General features: G+C 38.8%; 21 protein-coding genes. 9 read left to right on the plus strand and 12 right to left on the minus strand.

The window, feature by feature from the left end:
• Nucleotides 1-5 precede the first annotated feature (5 nt).
• Genes WA249_RS03785 through pilG form a run of 4 tightly spaced genes read right to left on the minus strand, consistent with a single transcriptional unit; the run spans nucleotide 6 to nucleotide 3,496 of the window.
• Nucleotides 6-2,087: a methyl-accepting chemotaxis protein gene (locus tag WA249_RS03785; protein WP_336166538.1), complete on the minus strand. Its 2,082-nt coding sequence runs from the start codon at nucleotides 2,085-2,087 to the stop codon at nucleotides 6-8.
• Between the two features lie 43 nt (nucleotides 2,088-2,130).
• Complete coding sequence (locus WA249_RS03790) at nucleotides 2,131-2,667, minus strand: chemotaxis protein CheW (protein WP_282496270.1); 537 nt, start codon at nucleotides 2,665-2,667, stop codon at nucleotides 2,131-2,133.
• A 59-nt stretch (nucleotides 2,668-2,726) separates the two neighbouring features.
• A complete protein-coding gene (locus WA249_RS03795) occupies nucleotides 2,727-3,089 on the minus strand; it encodes a response regulator (RefSeq protein ID WP_336166539.1) in 363 nt (120 codons plus the stop codon).
• Between the two features lie 23 nt (nucleotides 3,090-3,112).
• A complete protein-coding gene (pilG, locus tag WA249_RS03800; protein WP_000389061.1) occupies nucleotides 3,113-3,496 on the minus strand; it encodes a twitching motility response regulator PilG in 384 nt (127 codons plus the stop codon).
• 286 nt (nucleotides 3,497-3,782) lie between these two features.
• Here pilG and WA249_RS03805 point away from each other — a divergent pair, with 286 nt between their 5' ends.
• The 4 genes from WA249_RS03805 to WA249_RS03820 all read left to right on the plus strand — a co-directional run bounded on the left by WA249_RS03805 (nucleotide 3,783) and on the right by WA249_RS03820 (nucleotide 10,485).
• On the plus strand, nucleotides 3,783-4,418 hold the full coding sequence (locus tag WA249_RS03805) for a hypothetical protein (protein WP_336166540.1): 636 nt from the start codon (nucleotides 3,783-3,785) through the stop codon (nucleotides 4,416-4,418).
• Between the two features lie 69 nt (nucleotides 4,419-4,487).
• Entirely contained in the window at nucleotides 4,488-5,597 is a 1,110-nt protein-coding gene (locus WA249_RS03810; RefSeq protein ID WP_336166632.1) for an efflux RND transporter periplasmic adaptor subunit, read from the plus strand.
• A 15-nt stretch (nucleotides 5,598-5,612) separates the two neighbouring features.
• Entirely contained in the window at nucleotides 5,613-8,711 is a 3,099-nt protein-coding gene (locus WA249_RS03815; RefSeq protein WP_336166541.1) for an efflux RND transporter permease subunit, read from the plus strand.
• 58 nt (nucleotides 8,712-8,769) lie between these two features.
• The gene (locus WA249_RS03820) at nucleotides 8,770-10,485 is read left to right on the plus strand and encodes a proline--tRNA ligase (RefSeq protein ID WP_336166542.1); all 1,716 of its coding nucleotides are present in this window, start codon (nucleotides 8,770-8,772) and stop codon (nucleotides 10,483-10,485) included.
• Between the two features lie 239 nt (nucleotides 10,486-10,724).
• Here the strand turns inward: WA249_RS03820 and WA249_RS03825 are convergent, their stop codons facing one another.
• The 4 genes from WA249_RS03825 to WA249_RS03840 form a co-directional block, all read right to left on the minus strand.
• Nucleotides 10,725-11,066 (minus strand): YegP family protein, encoded by a 342-nt coding sequence (locus WA249_RS03825; RefSeq protein WP_336166543.1) that lies wholly within the window; start codon nucleotides 11,064-11,066, stop codon nucleotides 10,725-10,727.
• Nucleotides 11,067-11,276: 210 nt separating this feature from the next.
• Entirely contained in the window at nucleotides 11,277-11,621 is a 345-nt protein-coding gene (locus WA249_RS03830; protein WP_009389494.1) for a zinc ribbon domain-containing protein YjdM, read from the minus strand.
• A 92-nt stretch (nucleotides 11,622-11,713) separates the two neighbouring features.
• Nucleotides 11,714-12,070, minus strand: a complete 357-nt coding sequence (locus tag WA249_RS03835; protein ID WP_336166544.1) for a DUF488 domain-containing protein — start codon at nucleotides 12,068-12,070, stop codon at nucleotides 11,714-11,716.
• A 107-nt stretch (nucleotides 12,071-12,177) separates the two neighbouring features.
• On the minus strand, nucleotides 12,178-12,630 hold the full coding sequence (locus WA249_RS03840; RefSeq protein ID WP_174759921.1) for an SRPBCC family protein: 453 nt from the start codon (nucleotides 12,628-12,630) through the stop codon (nucleotides 12,178-12,180).
• A 212-nt stretch (nucleotides 12,631-12,842) separates the two neighbouring features.
• Between WA249_RS03840 and ygfZ the strand changes: the two genes are divergently transcribed.
• The 3 genes from ygfZ (at nucleotide 12,843) to WA249_RS03855 (ending at nucleotide 15,431) form a co-directional block, all read left to right on the plus strand.
• A complete protein-coding gene (gene ygfZ, locus WA249_RS03845; protein WP_336166545.1) occupies nucleotides 12,843-13,565 on the plus strand; it encodes a CAF17-like 4Fe-4S cluster assembly/insertion protein YgfZ in 723 nt (240 codons plus the stop codon).
• A gap of 145 nt (nucleotides 13,566-13,710) precedes the next feature.
• The gene (locus tag WA249_RS03850; protein ID WP_336166546.1) at nucleotides 13,711-14,421 is read left to right on the plus strand and encodes a DsbC family protein; all 711 of its coding nucleotides are present in this window, start codon (nucleotides 13,711-13,713) and stop codon (nucleotides 14,419-14,421) included.
• A gap of 185 nt (nucleotides 14,422-14,606) precedes the next feature.
• The gene (locus tag WA249_RS03855) at nucleotides 14,607-15,431 is read left to right on the plus strand and encodes a tetratricopeptide repeat protein (protein ID WP_336166547.1); all 825 of its coding nucleotides are present in this window, start codon (nucleotides 14,607-14,609) and stop codon (nucleotides 15,429-15,431) included.
• Nucleotides 15,432-15,463: 32 nt separating this feature from the next.
• Here the strand turns inward: WA249_RS03855 and WA249_RS03860 are convergent, their stop codons facing one another.
• The 4 genes from WA249_RS03860 to WA249_RS03875 all read right to left on the minus strand — a co-directional run bounded on the left by WA249_RS03860 (nucleotide 15,464) and on the right by WA249_RS03875 (nucleotide 20,393).
• Nucleotides 15,464-16,387, minus strand: coding sequence for an AEC family transporter (locus WA249_RS03860; protein WP_336166548.1), 924 nt, complete (start codon nucleotides 16,385-16,387; stop codon nucleotides 15,464-15,466).
• 56 nt (nucleotides 16,388-16,443) lie between these two features.
• Entirely contained in the window at nucleotides 16,444-17,553 is a 1,110-nt protein-coding gene (locus WA249_RS03865) for an NADH:flavin oxidoreductase/NADH oxidase (RefSeq protein WP_336166549.1), read from the minus strand.
• A 9-nt stretch (nucleotides 17,554-17,562) separates the two neighbouring features.
• The gene (locus tag WA249_RS03870; protein WP_336166550.1) at nucleotides 17,563-19,692 is read right to left on the minus strand and encodes a TonB-dependent receptor family protein; all 2,130 of its coding nucleotides are present in this window, start codon (nucleotides 19,690-19,692) and stop codon (nucleotides 17,563-17,565) included.
• Nucleotides 19,693-19,826: 134 nt separating this feature from the next.
• On the minus strand, nucleotides 19,827-20,393 hold the full coding sequence (locus WA249_RS03875) for a DNA-3-methyladenine glycosylase (protein WP_336166551.1): 567 nt from the start codon (nucleotides 20,391-20,393) through the stop codon (nucleotides 19,827-19,829).
• Between the two features lie 76 nt (nucleotides 20,394-20,469).
• Here WA249_RS03875 and mutM point away from each other — a divergent pair, with 76 nt between their 5' ends.
• Together mutM and WA249_RS03885 are read left to right on the plus strand one after the other, a co-directional pair.
• Nucleotides 20,470-21,294, plus strand: coding sequence for a bifunctional DNA-formamidopyrimidine glycosylase/DNA-(apurinic or apyrimidinic site) lyase (mutM, locus tag WA249_RS03880; protein WP_336166552.1), 825 nt, complete (start codon nucleotides 20,470-20,472; stop codon nucleotides 21,292-21,294).
• An 18-nt stretch (nucleotides 21,295-21,312) separates the two neighbouring features.
• Complete coding sequence (locus tag WA249_RS03885) at nucleotides 21,313-21,603, plus strand: peptidylprolyl isomerase (RefSeq protein ID WP_005309756.1); 291 nt, start codon at nucleotides 21,313-21,315, stop codon at nucleotides 21,601-21,603.
• Nucleotides 21,604-21,607 lie beyond the last annotated feature (4 nt).

Genomic DNA, 21,607 nt, shown 5'->3' on the forward strand with positions numbered 1-21,607 from the left:
CCAATTTAATCAGGTAATTTAAAGTCCGTTACCGATTCACGTAATGACTCTGCCATATTTGCTAATTCAGAAACAGAACGCGCTGTATCGAATGTTGCAGTTGTCGTTTGCGAAGTAATTTCTTGTACGACGGTCATGGTTGTCGCAATGTGACTCGCAGATGCCGACTGAAGTTTTGCTGCATCAGAAATACTGGCCATTAAGTTTGCCAAGTCACCAGATACTTTTTGAATCTCATCCAAGGCAATACCCGCATCTTTTGCCAAGTTCGCTCCGCGCACAACCTCAGTGGTTGTTTGTTCCATTGAAATAACAGCTTCATTCGTATCGGTCTGAATTGTTTTAACTAGAGTTTCGATCTGTTTAGTTGCCGATGCTGAACGTTCCGCAAGACGCTGTACTTCATCTGCGACCACGGCAAAACCACGTCCTGCTTCACCTGCCATAGATGCTTGAATTGCTGCATTTAATGCAAGAATGTTTGTTTGGTCCGCAATGTCATTAATTAACGATACGATGTTACCAATTTCTTGTGAAGACTCACCCAAACGCTTAATACGTTTAGAAGTTTCCTGAATCTGTTCACGAATCGTGTCCATACCTTCAATTGAACGGTTTACCACTTGTGCTCCATTAGAAGCAATTTCTACCGAACGTTCTGCTACCTCGGTTGATTCCGATGCATTTGAAGATACTTGGTCAATTGATTGCGCCATTTCATTCATTGCGGTTGATGCGCCGGCAATTTCTTGTGCCTGATGCTCGGATGCTTCTGCCAACTTGTTAGTAATATTTTGTGTATCCTGCGTATAGCGGGCAACTTCCTGAGACGTTTCATGAATTCGGGATACAAGATCACGTAATTGGTCAATCGCAAAGTTAATCGAGTCGGCAATTGCTCCGGTAAAGTCTTCAGATACCGTTGCATATGAACGCAGGTCACCATCAGCCAAGTCGGCGATTTCATCCAGTAAACGTAAAATCGCGTTTTGGTTACGGTCATACTCTTCTTGTAATGTCGCTACACGTTGTTTATCTGCTTTACTACGAAGTGATAAAAGCTTTAAAACAGAACTAATTAAGCCAATAAGTGATAATGTCAGTAACGCAACTAAAGCATAAGCCTGCCAGCCATATTGGGTTTGCTCAGAAAGATCACCTAAAGCAGATAACATTGAATCAGATTGCGAGTAGATCTCACTAGATGATTGACGTACGTTTACAATTTTATCTGTATGCTTGAGAACTGATGCCGCTGCAGATTTTAAAACTTTATCATACTCAGTTTTAATACCTTCCAAAGATTCACGTACTTCAGGAGATTCAACTTTAGCCACCCCCAATCCATCATTTCCGTTTAGCTGTGCATTTAAATACACACCAAAAGTCTCAATATCAACACTAAAGTCATGCGCGGAGTTCTCAGAATTCTCTGTACCAACGAAAACGGAGTTAATAGAACGTAGAATTCGTTCTGCAATAAATACCTGGTTTTTAGCAATGACGACCTGACTACTCGATACTTTTTCGCGAACCATCTTGTCAACCATCAAGTTATATTCAGCTTGAATCTCAGGAATAGAGTCACCAATCGAGATATTCACATTATATAACTGGTTAATTACGTCCTGATGTGACGAAATCAAGTCAACGTCATAAGACAAAGCTTTCCACAGAACCGCAACCTTTTTGTATTCTTTTGAAGATGTACCATAAATATTTTCAACATTTTTCATATTTTTTGCAAAAAGTTGACGCGATTCAACTAAGTCTTTCATAGCTTGAGGTGATCCAGAAGCCGTTGCTTCCGTAGCCTGTCTAGGAATAGTTTGCGACAATAAACGCAACTCACCCAAACTATGGGTTAATTCGTTATGTCGAGGTACGCTATAAAACAAATAAACGAGCGTAGTTAAAGCAAATACTAAACTTAACAACGCTACATAAAGGATAGGCTTGGACTTTTTACTTTCCCCAAATAAACTGGCATATTGCTCAATTTGCGATTGGATTTTTGCAATAAAATTGAGCCCTGATTTTTCGGACGCAACACGATTGCTGCCTTTCTTTTTAAGCTTAAAGCCCATAGCTTCTCCCCAGAAAATACTCTGTTTTTCACAGCGTAAAAAATTAGTTTATAAATTTTGTCGATGCATTCATGTAATGTGGGTTTTGCAATAACCGACTAAATAAAAAGACATGCCAATGCTGGTTATGTTGGTGAAAATAACCTTGGCAATAATCTTTTAGATTTTCCTCTAAGTCTAAGCTTTGAGAAAAAAAACTTTTTTTATTAAAGTGCTGAATCCCCAAGACCTGATCCACAACCAACCCCACATACTGGTCGTGATAGCTAATACATAACACTTTTTGGGCAGACGAAAATGTACTTCGTTGCCCTGAAATAAAATGAGCCAAATCAGAAACCGAAAGCAACCTTCCCCGAATGTTCGCCAAACCTTTCACCCAACTTTGAGCATTTGGAACTGGCGTATATTTCGGCGGATAGATAACTTCTGACACTTCCCCAAGTGGTGCGACGAAGTATTGCCCTCTCATTTCAAAAGCAATCCCTGACCATCGCTGTGCTTCATTTTGAACTGAAGCGTAATTCTTATTACCCCGTTTAGACAAACGAAGTAACTCGATAAATCCATTCGCTGCCATACTCGATCCTATAAAACGGGCACATAATCCCGTTATTTATGTTTTTATGGATGGATGAGTTAATTTAGAAATTGTTTAATTACATCAATCAATTGCTTTTCTTCGATAGGTTTAATCAGATAGTCGATTGCACCTTGACGCTTGCCCCATACTCGGTCAGTTGCCTGATCTTTAGTACTCACAATGACCACAGGAATATGCTTAGTCTCTTCATCACGAGTAATTTGGCGTGTTGCCTGAAAGCCATTTACGCCTGGCATTACAACATCCATTAACACTAAGTCAGGCTGTTCTGCTTTTGCTAAAGTTACACCATCTGCACCATTCGATGCTTCAAGTACGTCATAACCATGCTTGGTTAGAATTTCTTTAAAACGAAAAGTTTCTGTTGGTGAGTCATCAACAATGAGAATACGTGTCATTTCTTTGCCCCTAAATTACTTAATTATGAACTTACATGATTACGAATTGCGTTTAACAATTCATCTTTGCTAAAAGGTTTCGTCAAGTATTCATCTGAACCTACCACACGCCCTTTTGCCTGATCAAATAAACCATCTTTACTAGAGAGCATGATAACGGGAATGTTCTGATAATTTTGAGAGTTTTTAATCAAAGCGCAAGTTTGATAACCATCTAAACGAGGCATCATGATATCGACAAAAACAATATCTGGATTCGCTTCTGCAATTTTGGACAAAGCTTCAAATCCATCCACCGCAGTAATCACTTCACAGCCTTCTCGCTGTAATAAAGTTTCGGCTGTTCGGCGAATGGTTTTTGAGTCATCAATCACCATTACTTTCAGATTTTGGAATGCATCTTCCATTTAATCTTCCATCCCCATAAATATAAAATATAAATGCAATTTAACTTAAATTTGTTTTTACGCATTTATAAGCATTTTTAACATATCTCATGGTCTATTTTCAATGAGGCATTTCTGTCTACTTTCTCATTTATAAACAATAACTTTTAACCTCATCACACTTTAATCAAAATTATCATTTTTTTTATAATGACTATATTTTTATTCAGCTAAATAATAACTAATATAATAAAGATTAATTATTTAAAAATAAGCGATTTAGCTTTCTGTTTTTTGGGGATTTTCAATGAATAATCGGATGAAATATGCCTTTTATAGGAGCTGCTTGTCTGTATCTGTAGGCATTATTTCCTTCGGTTCGCTCTGTTTCTCAACGACCTTTGCTATAGCCGATACGTCTAAAGTCGTCTGGTATCGTTACTATGATCAACAAGGTACGGCCAATATTAGTACATCTGTCACGCCTGCTCATATTCGTTACGGTTATGAAGTTCTAGATCAAAATATGCAAGTGATTAAAAGAAATCACTCTTATAATGCCGAGGCTGATTTACATCAATCAAGTCAACGAGCATTGTCTACACGGCATAGAGAACTAGATATCAAATTAAAAAACGCCTATAGCAATAGTAAGACAGCCATGATTAAAAGAGATCAAGCATTACTTGCGATAAAGAAGCAAATTAACTATCAACAAGAACAACTTGATCAGTTACAACAAGACAAAATTTTATTTAAGCGTCAAGAAATGGAATATTTCAGAAAGAGAGAAGTCATTCCTGAGCGACATAAGACTTTGATTGAAAACAATCTAAATAATATTTACAGGGTCAAAGAAACAATTGAAACACTTTCCAAGACCTACAAACGTACCAATAGCGAGTATGAAAATATTATCGAACGTTTAAAAAAGCTTGAATAACTGTAAAGGTTTATCAAGAATAGGGGGCAAAATAAAATTTGAATTATAGGATGATGCTGTATGCAGAAAATGCATCTCACCCCTTCTACTGTTTTTAAACTGAGTATTATTAGTTTATGTTTGATTTTAGCTGCATGTAATCAGCAAGAAACACCCAAAACTACAGCATCAGCTCCCGTAAAAATTGAACTCATTCCTCAAGACTTAATTGCAGTTAAAGAAGGAGCTGTTGACTCTCAAACTGCATTTACAGGAACCATTCGTGCAGTTCAGCAAAGTTCAATTCAGGCTCAAGTGAGCGCCACGACGAACACTGTCACTACAAATGTCGGCCAGCAAGTACAAAAAGGCCAAGTTTTAGTAAGATTGAATAATCAGGACAATGTTGCACGATTAGCACAAGCACGCGCCAACCTTGCTTCAGCTCAATCACAAGCTGAACTTGCACGCAATTTAATGAATCGAAAGCAAAGACTGTTTAACCAAGGATTTATTGCTCGTGTCGAGTTTGAACAGAGTCAGGTTGACTATAAAGGTCAACTTGAAAGTGTAAAAGCTCAACAAGCGAATGTAGATATTGCTCGTAAGGCTGATCAAGATGGCATTATTACCAGCCCAATTTCAGGCGTAATTACTAAACGACAAGTAGAACCTGGTCAGACTGTATCAGTTGGCCAAACATTATTTGAAATCGTAAATCCAGACCAACTTGAAATACAAGCCAAGTTACCCATTGAGCAACAGTCTGCTCTTAAAGTAGGTAGCAGCATTCAATATCAGATTCAGGGAAATTCTAAACAATTAACTGCGACTCTTACGCGTATTTCACCTGTTGCAGATCAAGACAGTCGACAAATCGAATTTTTTGCAGTTCCTAAGGAAAAAATTGATTCGTTAAGCATAGGGGCTTTCATTAATGGGAATATTCTACGGAATGACACTCAGCAAGGTCAAACGATTCCTTTAGATAGCATTCAAAATATGCAACATGATCCTTTTGTATGGGTAGTACGTAATCACACCATTCAAAAAGTTAAAATTCGAGTAATTGAACAGCGCTATAACGACAATATTGCTTTAGTTGATGGTTTACAACGCACAGATCTGGTGAGCCGTATTCAATTTGAAGATTCCGACATTAATAAAAAAGTGACGGTTACAACCGAAAAAAATAAATAAGGTAGCAAATAGCATATGTGGTTTACTCGAATCAGTGTGAAATACCCCGTTTTTACTATTATGATGATGATCAGCTTAATGGTACTCGGGTTAGCTTCTTGGAAACGTATGACGGTTGAAGAGTTTCCAAACGTCGATTTCCCATTCGTCGTAGTGACTACGCAATATGCTGGTGCTTCACCTGAAGCTGTCGAATCAGATATTACAAAAAAACTCGAAGATCAGATCAATACAATTTCAGGGGTTAAACAAATCACATCACGATCAAGTGAAGGCTTTTCAATGATTGTGGCGGAGTTTAATCTCGATACGTCATCCGCTCTTGCTGCCCAAGATGTTCGTGACAAAATTGCACCTGTCTCAGCCCAATTCCGTGATGAAATTGATGCGCCGATTGTGCAACGCTACGATCCTTCCTCTAGCCCGATCATGTCGGTGGTATTTGAATCAAATAGTATGAGTCTGGCTCAGCTAAGTTCATATGTAGATAAACGTATCGTGCCGCAGCTTAAAACCGTTTCTGGTGTCGGTAATGTGAATTTATTGGGGGATGCAAAACGGCAAATAAGAATAAAAATTCTTCCTGAGCAATTACAAAGTTACGGCATTGGCATTGATCAGATCATTAATACGCTAAAAAATGAAAATGTTGAAGTTCCTGCGGGGACCTTACAACAGAAGAATTCTGAACTGGTTGTGCAGATTCAATCAAAGGTCATTCATCCACTTGCATTTGGCGATTTGATAATTGCCAATAAAAATGGTTCACCAATATTTCTAAAGCAAGTGGCAACAATTGAAGATACACAAGCTGAACTCCAATCGAGTGCATTTTATAATGGAAGAACAGCGGTCTCTATTGATATTTTAAAGAGTTCCGATGCCAATGTAATTCAGGTCGTCGATAAAACCTACCAAACTTTAGAGAAATTAAAAACACAAATGCCTGTGGGCTTAAATTACAAAGTCGTAGCCGACAGCTCTAAAGGAATTCGTGCTTCAATTAAAGATGTGACTCGCACCATTATTGAAGGTGCTGCCTTAGCAGTTTTAATTGTTCTATTATTTTTAGGTTCTTTCCGATCTACCGTCATCACAGGCTTAACCTTACCGATTACGCTACTAGGAACCTTGACGTTCATCTGGGCTTTTGGTTTCAGCATTAATATGATGACGCTATTAGCCTTATCACTCAGTATTGGCCTCTTAATTGATGATGCGATTGTAGTTCGAGAAAATATTGTAAGACATACTGAACTTGGCAAAGATCATGTAACTGCTGCCCTAGAAGGCACGAAAGAAATTGGTTTAGCAGTACTCGCCACCACGCTTACCATTGTGGCCGTATTTTTACCTGTTGCCTTTATGGGCGGACTGATCGGGCGTTTCTTTTATCAGTTTGGTGTAACGGTCAGTACTGCTGTTTTAATTTCAATGTTTATTAGTTTTACGCTCGATCCAATGCTTTCTGCTCACTGGAAAGATCCTGTAAAGAAAAAAGATAGTTGGCTACAGCGGTTTTTTGGCCATATTTCTAATGTGTTAGATCGACTTACTCATGTTTATGAAAAGCTATTAAAGTTGGCTTTACATTTTCGTTTGATCACGGTCACTATCGCAATTGTTTCATTATTTGCTGCATTAGGATTATCTAAACTGATTGGAACTGAATTTGTACCTACTCCGGATAAAGGTGAAGTCCGCATTCAGTTCGAAACTCCTGTAGACGCCTCTTTGGAATATACACAAGCTAAACTACATCAAGTTGATCAGATTATTAGACAATTCCCAGATGTCGTTTCCACCTATGGCGTTGTAAACAGTGGAGTAGATTCAGGTAAAAACAATGCAGGCTTAGGAGTGACTTTAAAGCCCAAACAACAGCGCAATAAAGACATCAACACACTCAACAATGAGTTCCGTGAACGTTTGCAAACAGTAGCCGGTATTCGAGTAACCTCTGTAGCTGCTGCTCAAGATTCAGTATCTGGTGGGCAAAAGCCAATCATGATTTCGATTAAAGGAACTGATCTTAATGAGCTGCAAAAAATTTCAAATCGATTTATGACTGAAATGGGTAAAATTAAAGGTGTGGTTGATTTAGAAAGCTCATTGAAAGAACCTAAACCGACTCTGGGTGTCCATATTAATCGTGTACTGGCAAGTGACTTAGGTTTATCCGTTTCTCAGATTGCCAATGCGATTCGCCCATTAATTGCGGGTGATAATGTCACAACTTGGGAAGATCGTGACGGCGAAACGTATGACGTTAATATTCGATTAAATGAAAACAAACGCATGCTTCCGCAAGATGTACAAAACCTATATTTCAACTCAAACAAAACGGGTGCAAATGGACAACCGATATTAGTTCCACTTAGCGCAGTTGCAACAACTGAGGAAAAACTCGGCGCATCACAAATTAATCGACGTGATCTTGAACGAGAAGTACTCATCAAAGCCAATACATCTGGACGACCTAGCGGCGACATTGGTCAAGACATTGATAAAATGCAAAAAGCATTTAAATTGCCTGCTGGTTATACCTTCAATACCCAAGGTGCCAATGCTGATATGGCTGAATCGGCGGGTTATGCATTAACTGCAATCACTCTTTCCATTGTATTTATTTATATTGTTTTGGGTTCTCAGTTTAATAGTTTTATTCACCCAGCTGCAATTATGACCTCTTTACCATTGTCACTGATTGGCGTTTTTCTTGCTCTTTTCTTGTTCAATAGTACCCTAAACTTATTTTCAATTATTGGCATTATTATGCTGATGGGGCTGGTCACCAAAAATGCGATTTTGCTGATCGATTTTATTAAGAAAGCAATGGATCAGGGGATAAGCCGTTATGATGCTATTTTACAAGCTGGCAAAACCCGTTTACGTCCAATTTTAATGACGACAAGTGCTATGGTGATGGGGATGGTTCCTTTAGCTTTAGGTCTTGGTGAAGGCGGTGAGCAAAGTGCACCAATGGCTCACGCTGTGATTGGAGGAGTGATTACCTCTACCCTGTTGACTCTTGTGGTTGTACCCGTCATTTTCACTTATCTAGATGACTTGAAAAACTTTATGCTGCGTCAAACTCGACGATTCATGTCATAATGCAGCGATTATCGTATAATCTGCGTTTTTATAACGCTTAACTTTTAGGACTTTTTCCATGCGCGCAAGCCGCTTTTTATTTGCAACGTTGAGAGAAACCCCAAATGATGCTGAAGTGATTTCACACCAGCTCATGTTACGTGCGGGGATGATTCGTAAATTGGCATCTGGTTTATATACATGGCTGCCGATGGGAACACGTGTGCTTAAAAAAGTAGATGCGATTGTTCGTGAAGAAATGAACCGCTCAGGCGCAATGGAAGTATTCATGCCCGTGACCCAACCCGCAAGTCTTTGGGAAGAATCGGGTCGTTATGAACAATACGGTCCTGAATTATTACGCTTTAAAGATCGTCATACGAACCCATTCGTACTTGGGCCAACGCATGAAGAAGTTATTACAGACATGGCGCGTAACGAACTTAAAAGTTATAAGCAGCTTCCTGTAAATTTCTATCAAATTCAAACCAAATTCCGTGATGAAATTCGTCCACGTTTTGGTGTAATGCGTTCACGTGAGTTCATCATGAAAGATGCTTATTCTTTCCATGCAACTCAAGAATCATTACAAGAAACTTATGACGTGATGTACGACACTTATAGCCGTATTTTCACTCGCTTAGGCTTAGACTTCCGCCCAGTACAAGCTGATACGGGTTCTATTGGTGGTTCAGCTTCACACGAATTCCACGTATTGGCAGCAAGTGGTGAAGATGACATCGCATTTTCAACTGAATCGGACTATGCAGCAAACGTTGAAATGGCTGAAGCTGTTTTAGTTGGTGAACGTGCGGCACCTACACAAGAATTTAAATTGGTTGAAACACCAAACCAGAAAACGATTGATGATGTATGTCAGTTCTTAAATGCTGATCCTAAGCAATCTGTGAAAGCATTATTGGTTCAAGGTATTACTGATGAAAAAGGTAATGTTCCTGTCGTTGCTCTATTTGTACGTGGCGACCACGAACTTAATGAAATTAAAGCTGAGAAACATCCTTTAGTGGCTGCTCCTCTTACTTTTGCAACTGAGGAACAACTTCAAACGTCTGGCTTAACTGCTGGCTTTACAGGTCCACAAGGTTTAGTCGAAAAAAGCTTAACTGTCATTGTTGACCGCGCTGCATCTGTTCTTTCAGATTTCGTTGCTGGTGCAAATGAAATTGATAAACATGCAGTAGGCGTAAACTGGGAACGTGATGCACAAATTACTGAAGTTTTTGATTTGCGCAATGTCGTTGAAGGTGATCCATCTCCAGATGGTAAAGGCATACTACAAATTAAACGCGGTATTGAAGTAGGACATATTTTCCAGCTTGGTACTAAATACTCTGAAGCTTTAGGCTGTAAAGTTCTAGGTGAAGATGGCAAACCGTTTACAGTAACCATGGGATGCTACGGTATTGGTGTAACACGTGTTGTTGCAGCTGCAATTGAGCAGAACTACGATGATAAAGGTATTATGTGGCCACAAGCTATTGCACCTTTTGAAATTGCAATTGTTCCAATGAATGCTCACAAATCACCACGTACTCTTGAAGCTGCAGAAGCACTTTATGCAGAACTTCAAGCTCAAGGTTTTGATGTGTTGCTTGATGACCGTAACGAACGTCCAGGCGTTAAATTCTCTGACCTTGAGTTAATGGGTATTCCACACCGTATTGTGATTGGTGAAAAAGGTCTTGATGCTGGTACTTTTGAATATAAAGGCCGCCGAGATGCTGAAGCGAGCAATTTAACCAAAGAAGAACTTTTAGCGAAGTTAGTGCGTTAATTAAATACATGTCACTGCCTCAAATGGTAGAGGCATGCAAATGTTATTTATGTAGGCAATACCTTACTTTTGTTTCGGCAAAAGTAACAAAACCATTTGTATGACTGACGGTACGTCCATGCTACCGCAGCCATACGAGCGGCATCCATGCCGCTATCACAATAGTAAATTTCGTACTATTCTGCTCAAATAAAAAAACTGCCCCTTAAAAGAAACAGTTTTTAAATCACCATAAAAATCTATGCCTGAACCGTTAAATCTTTAATAGCTGTCGATGAGCCATTAGTTTTAACAGACTCAATTCCTTTATCTCGTGAAGCTTCACTCGCATAAAGCTGACTGGTTCCAATAACCTGATGATTTGCAGCTTTTAAATTGAAATAAGGTTTCCCATTTTTTGCAGTTAAACGCTCATATCGTGCATCATCACCACTGTTTTTTTGAATTGATTCAATACCATTTACAGCAGAGGCTTTTGCCTTATATAGCTCACTATTTAAAATAGGTTCACCATTTCCTGCCTTTAAAATAAAGCGATATTGTCCATCACTCGCTAGTGAAATTTCGTACCATCCTGCCATAAAAACCTCATTTTTTTGTTGGTGTGGGTATGACTTTCGTTATTATTCTGGACGAAAGTTATTTGTTATTTATGACAATATAAATGGGCAATCATTCTTTGAATAGCCCATTTTTTATACTTTTTCGTAATAAAATTATAATGATATTAGAAATTTAAAAGGCAGAGATAAAATGTATATCTCTACCGAAATGTAATGAAAATTAACAGTTTAAGCTTTTTTTACAAATTCAGATTTTAACTTCATCTGACCAATACCATCAATTTTACAATCGATATTGTGACCATCACTTGCATCTGGAACTAAACGAATTGTTTTTACTTTCGTGCCTACTTTTACCACTGAGGATGAGCCTTTAATTTTTAAGTCTTTAATGACAGTCACGCTGTCGCCATCAGCTAAAACATTGCCATTAGCATCTTTAATAATTTCTTGTTCTTCAGTAAGCGATGCCTCCCCTTCTTTCCACTCGTTTGAGCATTCAGGACAGATCAATAAGTCGCCATCTTGGTAAGTATATTCTGATTGGCATTTTGGGCAATTTGGCAAAGACATGAAAAAAATCTCAAAAAAGTATATTATGCGAGATATGACTCATTTTTTAAAGTTTTAAATAAAAGACTTTTACCAAAAAAAAATTTATATATTTACTTCGATTTTTTATTTAATAGATATTCTTTTAAAATAATTGCATGGTTATTTCCAACATCTTTTGCCGAATATAAGAGTGTGACTTTATGCTTTGATGCAACCTCTTGTAATTCTTTAACTGCCAAGTTGGTCTCAAGCTCTTCCAAATAATACTGCTTAAATTCTTCCCAATGATCTGGCGTTGCTGCATGAAACCACTTTCGAAGTTCAGTTGAAGGAGCCACTTCTTTTAGCCATAAATCTAAATGAGCATTTTCCTTACTAACTCCCCTACTCCATAGGCGGTCAACCAAAATTCGCTTCCCATCACTAGGGTCTGCATTTTCATAAATTCTTTTAATGTGTATATCCATTGTCTTTCTCTGAGTAAGGTTTACATTTTAGATAGATCTTATAAAAGAAAAGTGAGTAGATTTAGCTCCACTCACTTTTTAAATATTTAATTAAAATTTTAGAAGGCTTATTGGTCAGGGATATCCGCTTCGATTAACAAAGTCAGTAAAGATAAAGATTCTTGCCATCCCAAATAGCACGCCTCCTCGGGAATAACTTCAGGTATACCTTCTTGCGTAATATGTACTTCCGTACCCACCATTACCGTTTTCAATGTAATGGTGACTTGCATCGTGCCCGGTAAATTTGGGTCATCGAATTGATCGTTATATCGAATTAATTCATTTGGAACTAATTCAACATATGTTCCACCAAAAGCGTGTGTTGAACCTGTCGAAAAATTGGTAAAACTCATTTTATATGAGCCACCAACATTTGCATCAAAACTATGAACCTTGGCAGTAAAGCCGTGCGGCGGCAACCACTTTACTAAAGCGTCTGGATCTAAAAATGCACGATAAACTCGCTCGGCTGGAGCCTTAAACACGCGATGAAATTTCACTGTTCCTGTTGCCATCATATTCTCCTTATTTTAATTTCTTTTAAATTATCGAAATTATGTTTATTAGCTTAAACCCTCATATTTATGCGAACGTATATTTTTGGTTTTTTTTCAAACAAAACTCTTTGTTCGGACGGGATCAAATTACGAAAACTATGGCTGATTTTTTAGTAAAAATGGAGCAAAATAGTCAGCAATCATAAAGAAACATATTGAATTTGAGATTAATCATGAGTCTGCTCGCTTTCTCCTCATATGCTTTAAACGGTGTAGATGCACAGAAGTTTTTACAAGGCCAAGTTACTGTAGATACTGAACGTTTAGCTGAAAATGAAACTCGCTATACAGCCATTTGTGATCTTAAAGGTCGTATTCACTTTGGCTTGTGGCTAAAGAAGATTAATCCTGAAAGTTTTGAAATTGTAGTTGCTCAAGATCAAGCAGAAGAATTTGCCAAACATGTTAAAAAATTTGGTGCGTTTTCGAAAATGACCTTGAGTGAACAAGGCCCTGCTTTTCCAAAGATCTCTGGTCATCAAACTGAGTTCTCTGCTACTGAAACTGATATTTCTGAATGGCAAAAACAAGCCATTATGACTGGTCAAGCGTGGATTACACAGGCGACTGAACATGAATTCCAGCCACAAGAATTACGTTTACACCAACGTGAAGGCGTCAATTACGATAAAGGCTGTTACCTAGGTCAAGAAATTGTGGCGCGTCTTTGGTTTAAAGCAAAACCAAAACATTGGTTACACTTGATTCAAGGTACAGGTGAGGCGCCTGCTTCAGCAACTCAATTAAATAACGATATAGAAGTCGTTAATAGCATTGCAAATGATGAAGGTTATCTTGCTTTAGTTGTTGCCAAACCTGCTGCTCTTCAAGAACTGGGTCTTCAAGTACTAAATTTACCAGAAGCCTTAAGTGGTGATGTCGCTAGACCACAATAATTATATTTAATAAATAAAAAGCCCGTGGATGCCTCCACGGGCTTTTTTATAGATACAAAATTCTAATAAATTCATTAAATTAGGGCATCAATTTTTTAATTGTTCTATGCCATCATAATCCAGGTTGAAATTAAAGAGAAAAAAGATGAAAACTAAACTTGCTACACTCATGTTGAGTCTGGCTATTTTCGGTTCTGCTCATGCTGATGTTAAAGCGCTTGAACAAAATCTTAAGACGAATTATCCAGATTTGCCTGTAAAAGGTGTTTATCAGTCGCCAGTACAAGGCATTTATGAAGTGTATACAAGTGGTCGTATTGTCTATACCAACCAAGATGCGAAGTATTTTTTTGTCGGTAATTTAGTGGACATTAAACAACAAAAAAATATGACAGACGAACGAATTGCCGAATTAGGTAAGATTGATGTTAAAAGCTTGCCGCTCAATCAAGCAATTAAATATGTAAAAGGAAAAGGCGAACGTACAATCTATATCTTTAGTGACCCTGACTGCCCATATTGCCAGCGCCTAGAACAAAATATGGTTGGTGTTGATAACGTAACGATATATGTTTTCCTTTACCCTCTGACCAGTTTGCATCCAAATGCTGAAAAAGTATCTAATCAAATTTGGTGCTCAAAAAATCCGGCAGAAGCTTGGACAAACTATATGCTTAACCGCAAATTGCCGACTAATAGCAAAAGTTGCTCAAGCCCAATTCAGAAGAATATGGCTTTAGGTCAAAAATTAAATATAGATGGAACACCGACTCTGTTCTTGCAAGATGGCCAAAGACTCTCTGGCGTGCCAAGTGATGCCAAGCAAATTGAAGCATTACTCAATTCAGCAAAATAAGAATATTTCCCACTCCATTTGATGAATGTGAGTGGGTGTTTTTTCTCCACAATTTACCCAAAGTGCAGTGCTTTATATACAAATCGGCTGTTTACTTTCAGCAATCAATATTTATGATGAGAAATTGAAACTATTTTAATGCATCAATGGAATGATGTAGCTACGAAGTAAAAGGTTAAAAAGAAATGAAAAAATTACTAATCGCAAGCCTAATCACTCTTTCAAGTGCATCAATTTTTGCAGCAGATACCCCCCCTGCCACTGCTAAAACAGATGCGTTTAAACAAGCCGAACAACTTTATGCAGCAAAAAATTATTCTGCTGCATTTCAGGAAATGCAACGTTTAGCCCAAACTGGTAATGCCCAAGCGATCTATAACCTAGGTTATATGACCCAAATGGGACAAGGAACAGCAAAAGATTCTTCCAAAGCCCTCAAATATTATGAAGACGCATCTAATAAAGGTTATGCTCAAGCCAGTTATACGCTTGCACAAATTTATGAGACAGGTGAACTAGGCGTTGCCAAAGACAGCAACAAATTCAGTCAATATATTCAAAAAGCCTCAGCTCAAGGTTCCGATGATGCAACTGTAAAAATTGCTACGATTTTATTTGCTCAGAAAAAGCCGCAATCGCATCAAATTGCTATTCAAAAATTGGCACCTTTAATTAGAAAGGGGAACTACCCTGCTACTCAGGTGAAAGCACTTTATGATATTAGCCAAGGTGTTGAAAATAAAAATCCACTCATGAAACGCCAAGGCATAGAAGCCCTACAGTCAATTGCACAAAAAGGTTATGCCCCTGCGTCTATGGCTTTAGCGACCATGATGGCGAATGGCAATATCATTCCGCAAAATTTACCTGAGGCCAAAAAGATCTTTACTGAACTTGCCAATCAAAATGTTCCTAACGCTAAAGCGTCTTTAGCTTCAGTTGATAAGATTATTGCAGAAAAAAGTAAACAAGCTACAAATGCTCCCACACAGCCAGCACCCAAAAAGTAGTGAATGATTTAGCCTCTTATGGGGCTTTTCTTTTACCACCATAAAGCAATAAGCCCGCTCACCCCAATAAATCCAACAATTGTACTAATCATGAGAGGCGTTAATGCTTTTTCATTTAGACCATATGCTTGTCCAAAAATTCCAAAAGCAATCGGCATCGGTAAAGCAGCAATTAATGTTCCAGCGTAAAGCATTTCGCGGCTTACATCTGGAGTTATTAAAAAGAGCGTGAAAATAACAGATGGCATCAAGATGACTTTAAATGTCGCCAATAAAACGCTTTGCATATTTACTGTTGTGATTCCAATACCCACTAAACTTCCGCCAATGGCAAACAACGCCAAAGGCGAAGCCGTGCGCCCGAGTAACTCTAGAGACTGATTAAGGGCCGCAGGAAGATGAAGGTCTAAGATAATACATCCCATCCCAACCAAAATAGCGATAATGACAGGATTTTTGAGTAAATTTAAAAAAGTCTGTTTTAAAAGCGGCAAAAGATTCTGTTGTTGATGTAAACCCGCTTCAGCCAAAATGAGCATGAGTGCCACAATCAATAAATTTTCAATAATCAACGTTAAAGAAATATAGATTGCTGCATGATTACCTATCAACATGGTCAAAATAGCAGTTCCCATAAATCCAGTATTGGACATAGATGCGCCCATCGAGATTACGGCGCTATGGGTTAAACTATTTTTAAAATATTTTCGATAGAGAATAAAAGCCAAGAAAAATAAAATTAAAGAGCCGCCACCATACGCAATAAAATAAGCAGGGTGCCAAATGTCTTGTAAATTTTTATTTGCCAAAGAATGAATTAAAAAAGCTGGTAAGGAAATTTTAATGACGAATGCGCTAAGTGCCCTGATCTGTTCAGGTGTTACCAATTTGATGAGGACACAAACATAGCCCATCAATAGCAATATCAAGATAGGTAAAATAACCTGAAAAACCACTGACCGTCCTCACTCATCTAAAGAAAAACGGGCAAAGATGACTTTGCCCGATACAGTTAAAAAGAATTAAAAAGCTGTTTTACCCCGTGAGGTTGGCAACGTAAATATTGAGGCGCAATTTTAACTTCTGCACCTAAAGCTGCTGCTGCATGCCAAGGCCATCTTGGGTCATATAACATTGCACGAGCAAGACCAATAGCATCAGCTTGCTGGTTTTCCAAAATTTGTTCAGCATGTTCTGGCTCGGTAATCAACCCTACAGCAATGACTGGAATAGACACATGTTTTTTGACTTGTTCAGCAAATGGAACTTGGTAACCAGCCCCAATCGTAATAGATTGATGCTCGTGTAAACCACCACTAGACACATGCATATAGGCTGTGCCCAATTGCTCCAAAGCTTTTGATAAACCCACTGTAGACTCAACGTTCCAATGCTCGATGCTCTCCAACCAATCGGTCGCAGATAATCTAACGCCAACAGGATAACCTTCAGGAACAGCGAGTTTAATTGCCTGAAGAACCTCAAGAGTCATACGCATACGGTTTTCTAAAGAACCGCCGTATTCATCTGTACGCTGATTCGCAATTGGCGATAAGAATTGATGTAGCAAGTAACCATGCGCAGCATGAACTTCAATTAACTCAAAGCCAGCTTCTACGGCACGTTTTGCAGCTGCTGCAAAGTCTTGTTGAACTTGTTTAATTTCAGCAATGGTTAAAGCATGTGGCGCTGCATCATGAACAGAAAAAGTGCTTTCACTTGGAGCAACTGTTTGCCAGCCATGGGGTTGATTTTTTGCAATTTGGCCTTTACCCAACCATGGCTTTTCAGTCGATGCTTTACGACCAGCATGCGCTAACTGAATTCCAAATGGCATTGGAGAAAGTGTTTTAACTTTCTCCAATAAAGTTTTGATTTGGTCACGTTGCTGATCATTCCAGAGCCCAAGGTCAGCATAACTAATACGCCCCTCAGCTTGTACAGCAGTCGCCTCTACAATACAAAGTCCTGCACCAGACAATGCATAATTTGCCCATTGCTGTTCATGCCAATAGGTAATTTCACCTTCGTCTGTTGCCGAATATTGGCACATCGGAGCAATTACAATTCTATTGACCAGTTGTAGTGAACCAAAGTTAACCGTTTCAAATAATTTTGCCATTTTTAATTCCTAGAATTGCTTAATTACACGTAAACCTGCACTCCAGTTACGTCCATCCGCTGGTTCAAAGTAGCGTCCATTACCATCATTTACGATCACTGAACCTGCATAGTTTTTATCAAATAGGTTATCAACACGGGCAAAGCTATTCACTTTCCAGTCGCCCATTACCCATGCATAACCCACATTAGCTGAGGTTACACTGTAGCTTGGCGCTGCGTCACTGTTGGTATCATTCACGTATACTTTATCCATATACTGTACATCTACCCCGCCATATAGACCATGTGATGGCTGCCAAGCCAAAGAGGCATAAGCTTGGTTTTTAGCAATTCCTGGAATGGCATTACCCGATGGAATTTGAGCAATACTTCCCAAAGCTGGAATATCAGCATCAAAAGTTGCATCTAAATATGTATAGCTAGCAGTCGCTGTTAAATCTCGCCACAACTTTTTATTCCATGCAAACTCTACGCCTTCACGTAAGGTTTTATCTGCATTACGGAACGTTGATCGACCATTTGAGTTGCCGGCAGAGACGATGTCATCTTTGGTTTTAGTTTGAAAAACTGCCAAAGTAAAATCACCTAATTGGTTTTGTGATTTTAAGCCTGTTTCATAGGTATCGCTTGTGGATGCGGTTAAATCAAAATTAAAGCCACTTTCTCCATCTGGACGATATGCCATTTCAGTAAAAGTTGGCGTTTCAAATCCTTTGGCATAACTCACATAGGCCATCAGTTCAGGTAAAATTTGCCAGCTTAAAGCAGCAGAAGGCAAAACTTTACTGTAATCAGTCTTACCACTATCGTCGCCATTACTTAAATAGTTATCTTTAGATTTGTAATGGACATTGCTATAGCGTACGCCCGTATCTAAACGCCACGTTGGTAAGAACTGCCATGAAGCTTGTAAATAGGGGTCGATATTCCACAAAGTATTATCTTCATCACGGCGCAAATTACCTTTGACGCCATAAGAAGGCTGTCCGTTTACTAAATTAAAGTTTTCAAAACCTTTACGATCTTCATCCATTGCATCGAGTGCAACACCAATACTTAGAGTAGTATTTGGAAGTAACTCTTTGCCCGTCCAACGGAAGTCAGCACCATAATAATTACGCTCAAAATCAATCACCCCGCCTGCATGATTGATGCTGGCATCTTGTGTTGATTTAGGTATAGATTGATATTGAGTGACTTGGCGATTACCTAAATATGCCATGGCATAGAGTTCATTTTGGTCATTAATCGGTTTAGACCAAGTCACACCCGTTTGAGTCTGTTCAATATCTTTACGGACATCGAATTGCTTTAAAAATGGAACTTGTTGCTTTGGATTAGCATTCCACTGGTCATGCGTTAAACCCTGCGGGTCGTCTGCATGAATTTTTACATAGTTGGTTATCCAGTTGATTTTGCTACCATCATCAAGACTCCAACTGAGTTTTGCATTATTTAATACTTTTTCTGCACCACTATGTTCTCGGTAACCATCGGTATCAAAGTATGATGAGCTAATGACATAGCTTGGTTCATTCGCACCTTTTGCCCCACCTTGTAGCACGAGTCCTGCTCGGCTTTTATCGTGGCTGCCTCCCGAATAGCTCAGCTCGATTGAGTCTTTCCCTTGACCTTCTTTTGTGGAAGTTAAAATCGTCCCGCCAGATGAGTTTCCATATAGCGATGAAAAAGGTCCGGTTAGAACTTCAACATGGTCCAGACTACTTAAATCAATATTAGATGTTTGACCTTGTCCATCTGGCATTGTTGCAGGAATACCATCTACATATAGACGAATGCCTCGAACACCAAAAGTAGAGCGTGCACCAAAACCACGCATGGAAAGCTGTAAATCTTGAGCATAATTTTCACGATTGCGAAGCTGTAAACTCGGTATCCCCTTCACAACTTCGGTTAAATTTACTTGTGAAGAAGTATCCGCTTGAGGCGCATCAACTCTAAAAACTGAAGCTGGTGTTTGCAAGTAGGTTGTATCGGTACGGGTTGCTTCAACATGTAAAGTTGGCAATACCGCAATGTTTTGAGCTGAGTCATCTGCCCAAACAAATGGGCTAGAAATGCAGCCCATACTCATCAAAATACAGTAGTGAAGTCGGTCTAAGCGTAATAATGACATGCTTATTTCCTTTATTTATATTGTAGTTATGATAACAAAAAGTAATGTCTTGTCTGGATATTGAATTCGATTTGCATTGTTGTAAATCTAGAACACTCTTCATCAATATCTAAAAACTGATTTCCAAATTAGTATTATCGACTCAAAGATGGATGATCTTTCCAGCAATATCGCTCTGGCCAGTCTTTTGCTTCTTCGGCATAGTCAATTCCAATGCGTGGAGTCATGACCACTTCTGGCTGTATTGAAGCTGCTTCAATCCACAGTCCAGATTCGTCTCCCAAGGTTTGACCTTTTAAATTCCGATCAATGCCTAAATAACGTGTCAGTTTGCCGGGTCCAGCTAGAAGCTTATATTCTTTTTTAGTTGAAGCATCACTTAAAAATGCAGAACGAATCATTACTCCTTCAGGAATGCCTTCTGTCTGAGTAATGAGATTGAGCATTTCATACATGCCATAAATTAAGTAGACATAAATCGTACCGCCAGAGCGATACATTACATCTGTTCGTGCTGTGCGCTTGTCATTGTAGCTGTGGCAAGCTTTATCACGAACCCCCAAATAAGCTTCTGTTTCACTAATTGTGCAACGGATGACTTGACCATCGGGTTGTCGTTTACATAATACGCAGCCAATTAAGTCATAAGCCACTTCTGAGGTTTCACGTTGAAACCAGCTTAATGGTAAAATATCTGACATAGTAATCTCTGAAATATTACATACCACACGTTATACTTGATTAATCCAGTATATCTGTTAATTCTGCGAGTTGGCGATGCCTGAGTTACCCGAAGTCGAAACAACCAAAACCAGTTTATTTCCCCTATTGAATCAAAAAGTTCTAAGTGTTGAAGTACGTAACCCAAGTTTACGCTGGGCAATACCAGATGATGTTCAAAAACTTGTTGGGCAACGTCTTATTGGCCTAAACCGACGTTCTAAATATATCTTGGCAGAATTTGAACAAGATCAAATGCTCTGGCATTTAGGAATGTCAGGAAGCTTCCGCTTGTGTCAATCAAATGATGAACTGAGAAAACATGATCATTTCATCATTCGCTTTGAAGAACATGAATTACGCTACCATGACCCGCGTCGCTTTGGCTGTATTCTCTGGCTAAATTCCGAAACACAAGGAAAGTTAATTGATACTTTAGGGCCAGAACCTTTAAGTACAGACTTTAATACAGAATATTTAGCTTCAAAACTTAAAAATAAATCTGTCGGCACAAAAATTGCAATTATGGATAATCATGTTGTGGTGGGTGTTGGCAATATCTATGCAACTGAAAGTTTGTTTAATGTCGGAGTTCATCCTGCTCAGCCAGCTGGGGACTTAAGTTTTCAGCAGATCGAGAAACTGGTTATCGAGATTAAACGAATTTTAAAATCGGCGATTGATTTAGGTGGTTCGACTTTACGAGACTATAGCAATGCCATGGGTGAAAATGGTTATTTTCAGCAAACACTTCTCGCTTATGGTCGTGCTGGAGAAATGTGCGTTAACTGTGAAACCCCTTTAGAAAATTTAAAACTTGGTCAACGTGCTAGTGTATTTTGCCCAGAATGCCAACCCCTCAAAAAGCCCAATAAGCTCTAGTTTTCAGAGGAAGTTACAATGCAAACAGCTATCGTTCGACATATTCTGGTCAAAGATAAAGACTTAGCCGAACAGTTAAAAAAGAAGCTACAAAATGGCGCTGACTTTGCCAAAATTGCCAAGCAATATTCAACTTGTAATTCAGCAAAACGCGGTGGAGAACTAGGCGAAGTCAAAAAAGGGCAACTGGTTCCAGTGATTGATAAAGTGGTATTTACCGCCGCTGAACGTGTGTTACAAGGTCCAATCAAAAGCCAGTTTGGTTATCATCTTTTAGAAGTTAAATTCAGAATGGGCAGCTTACGTTGATTCC

This window comes from Acinetobacter sp. 161(2023), from assembly GCF_037027805.1.
Classification (GTDB): domain Bacteria; phylum Pseudomonadota; class Gammaproteobacteria; order Pseudomonadales; family Moraxellaceae; genus Acinetobacter.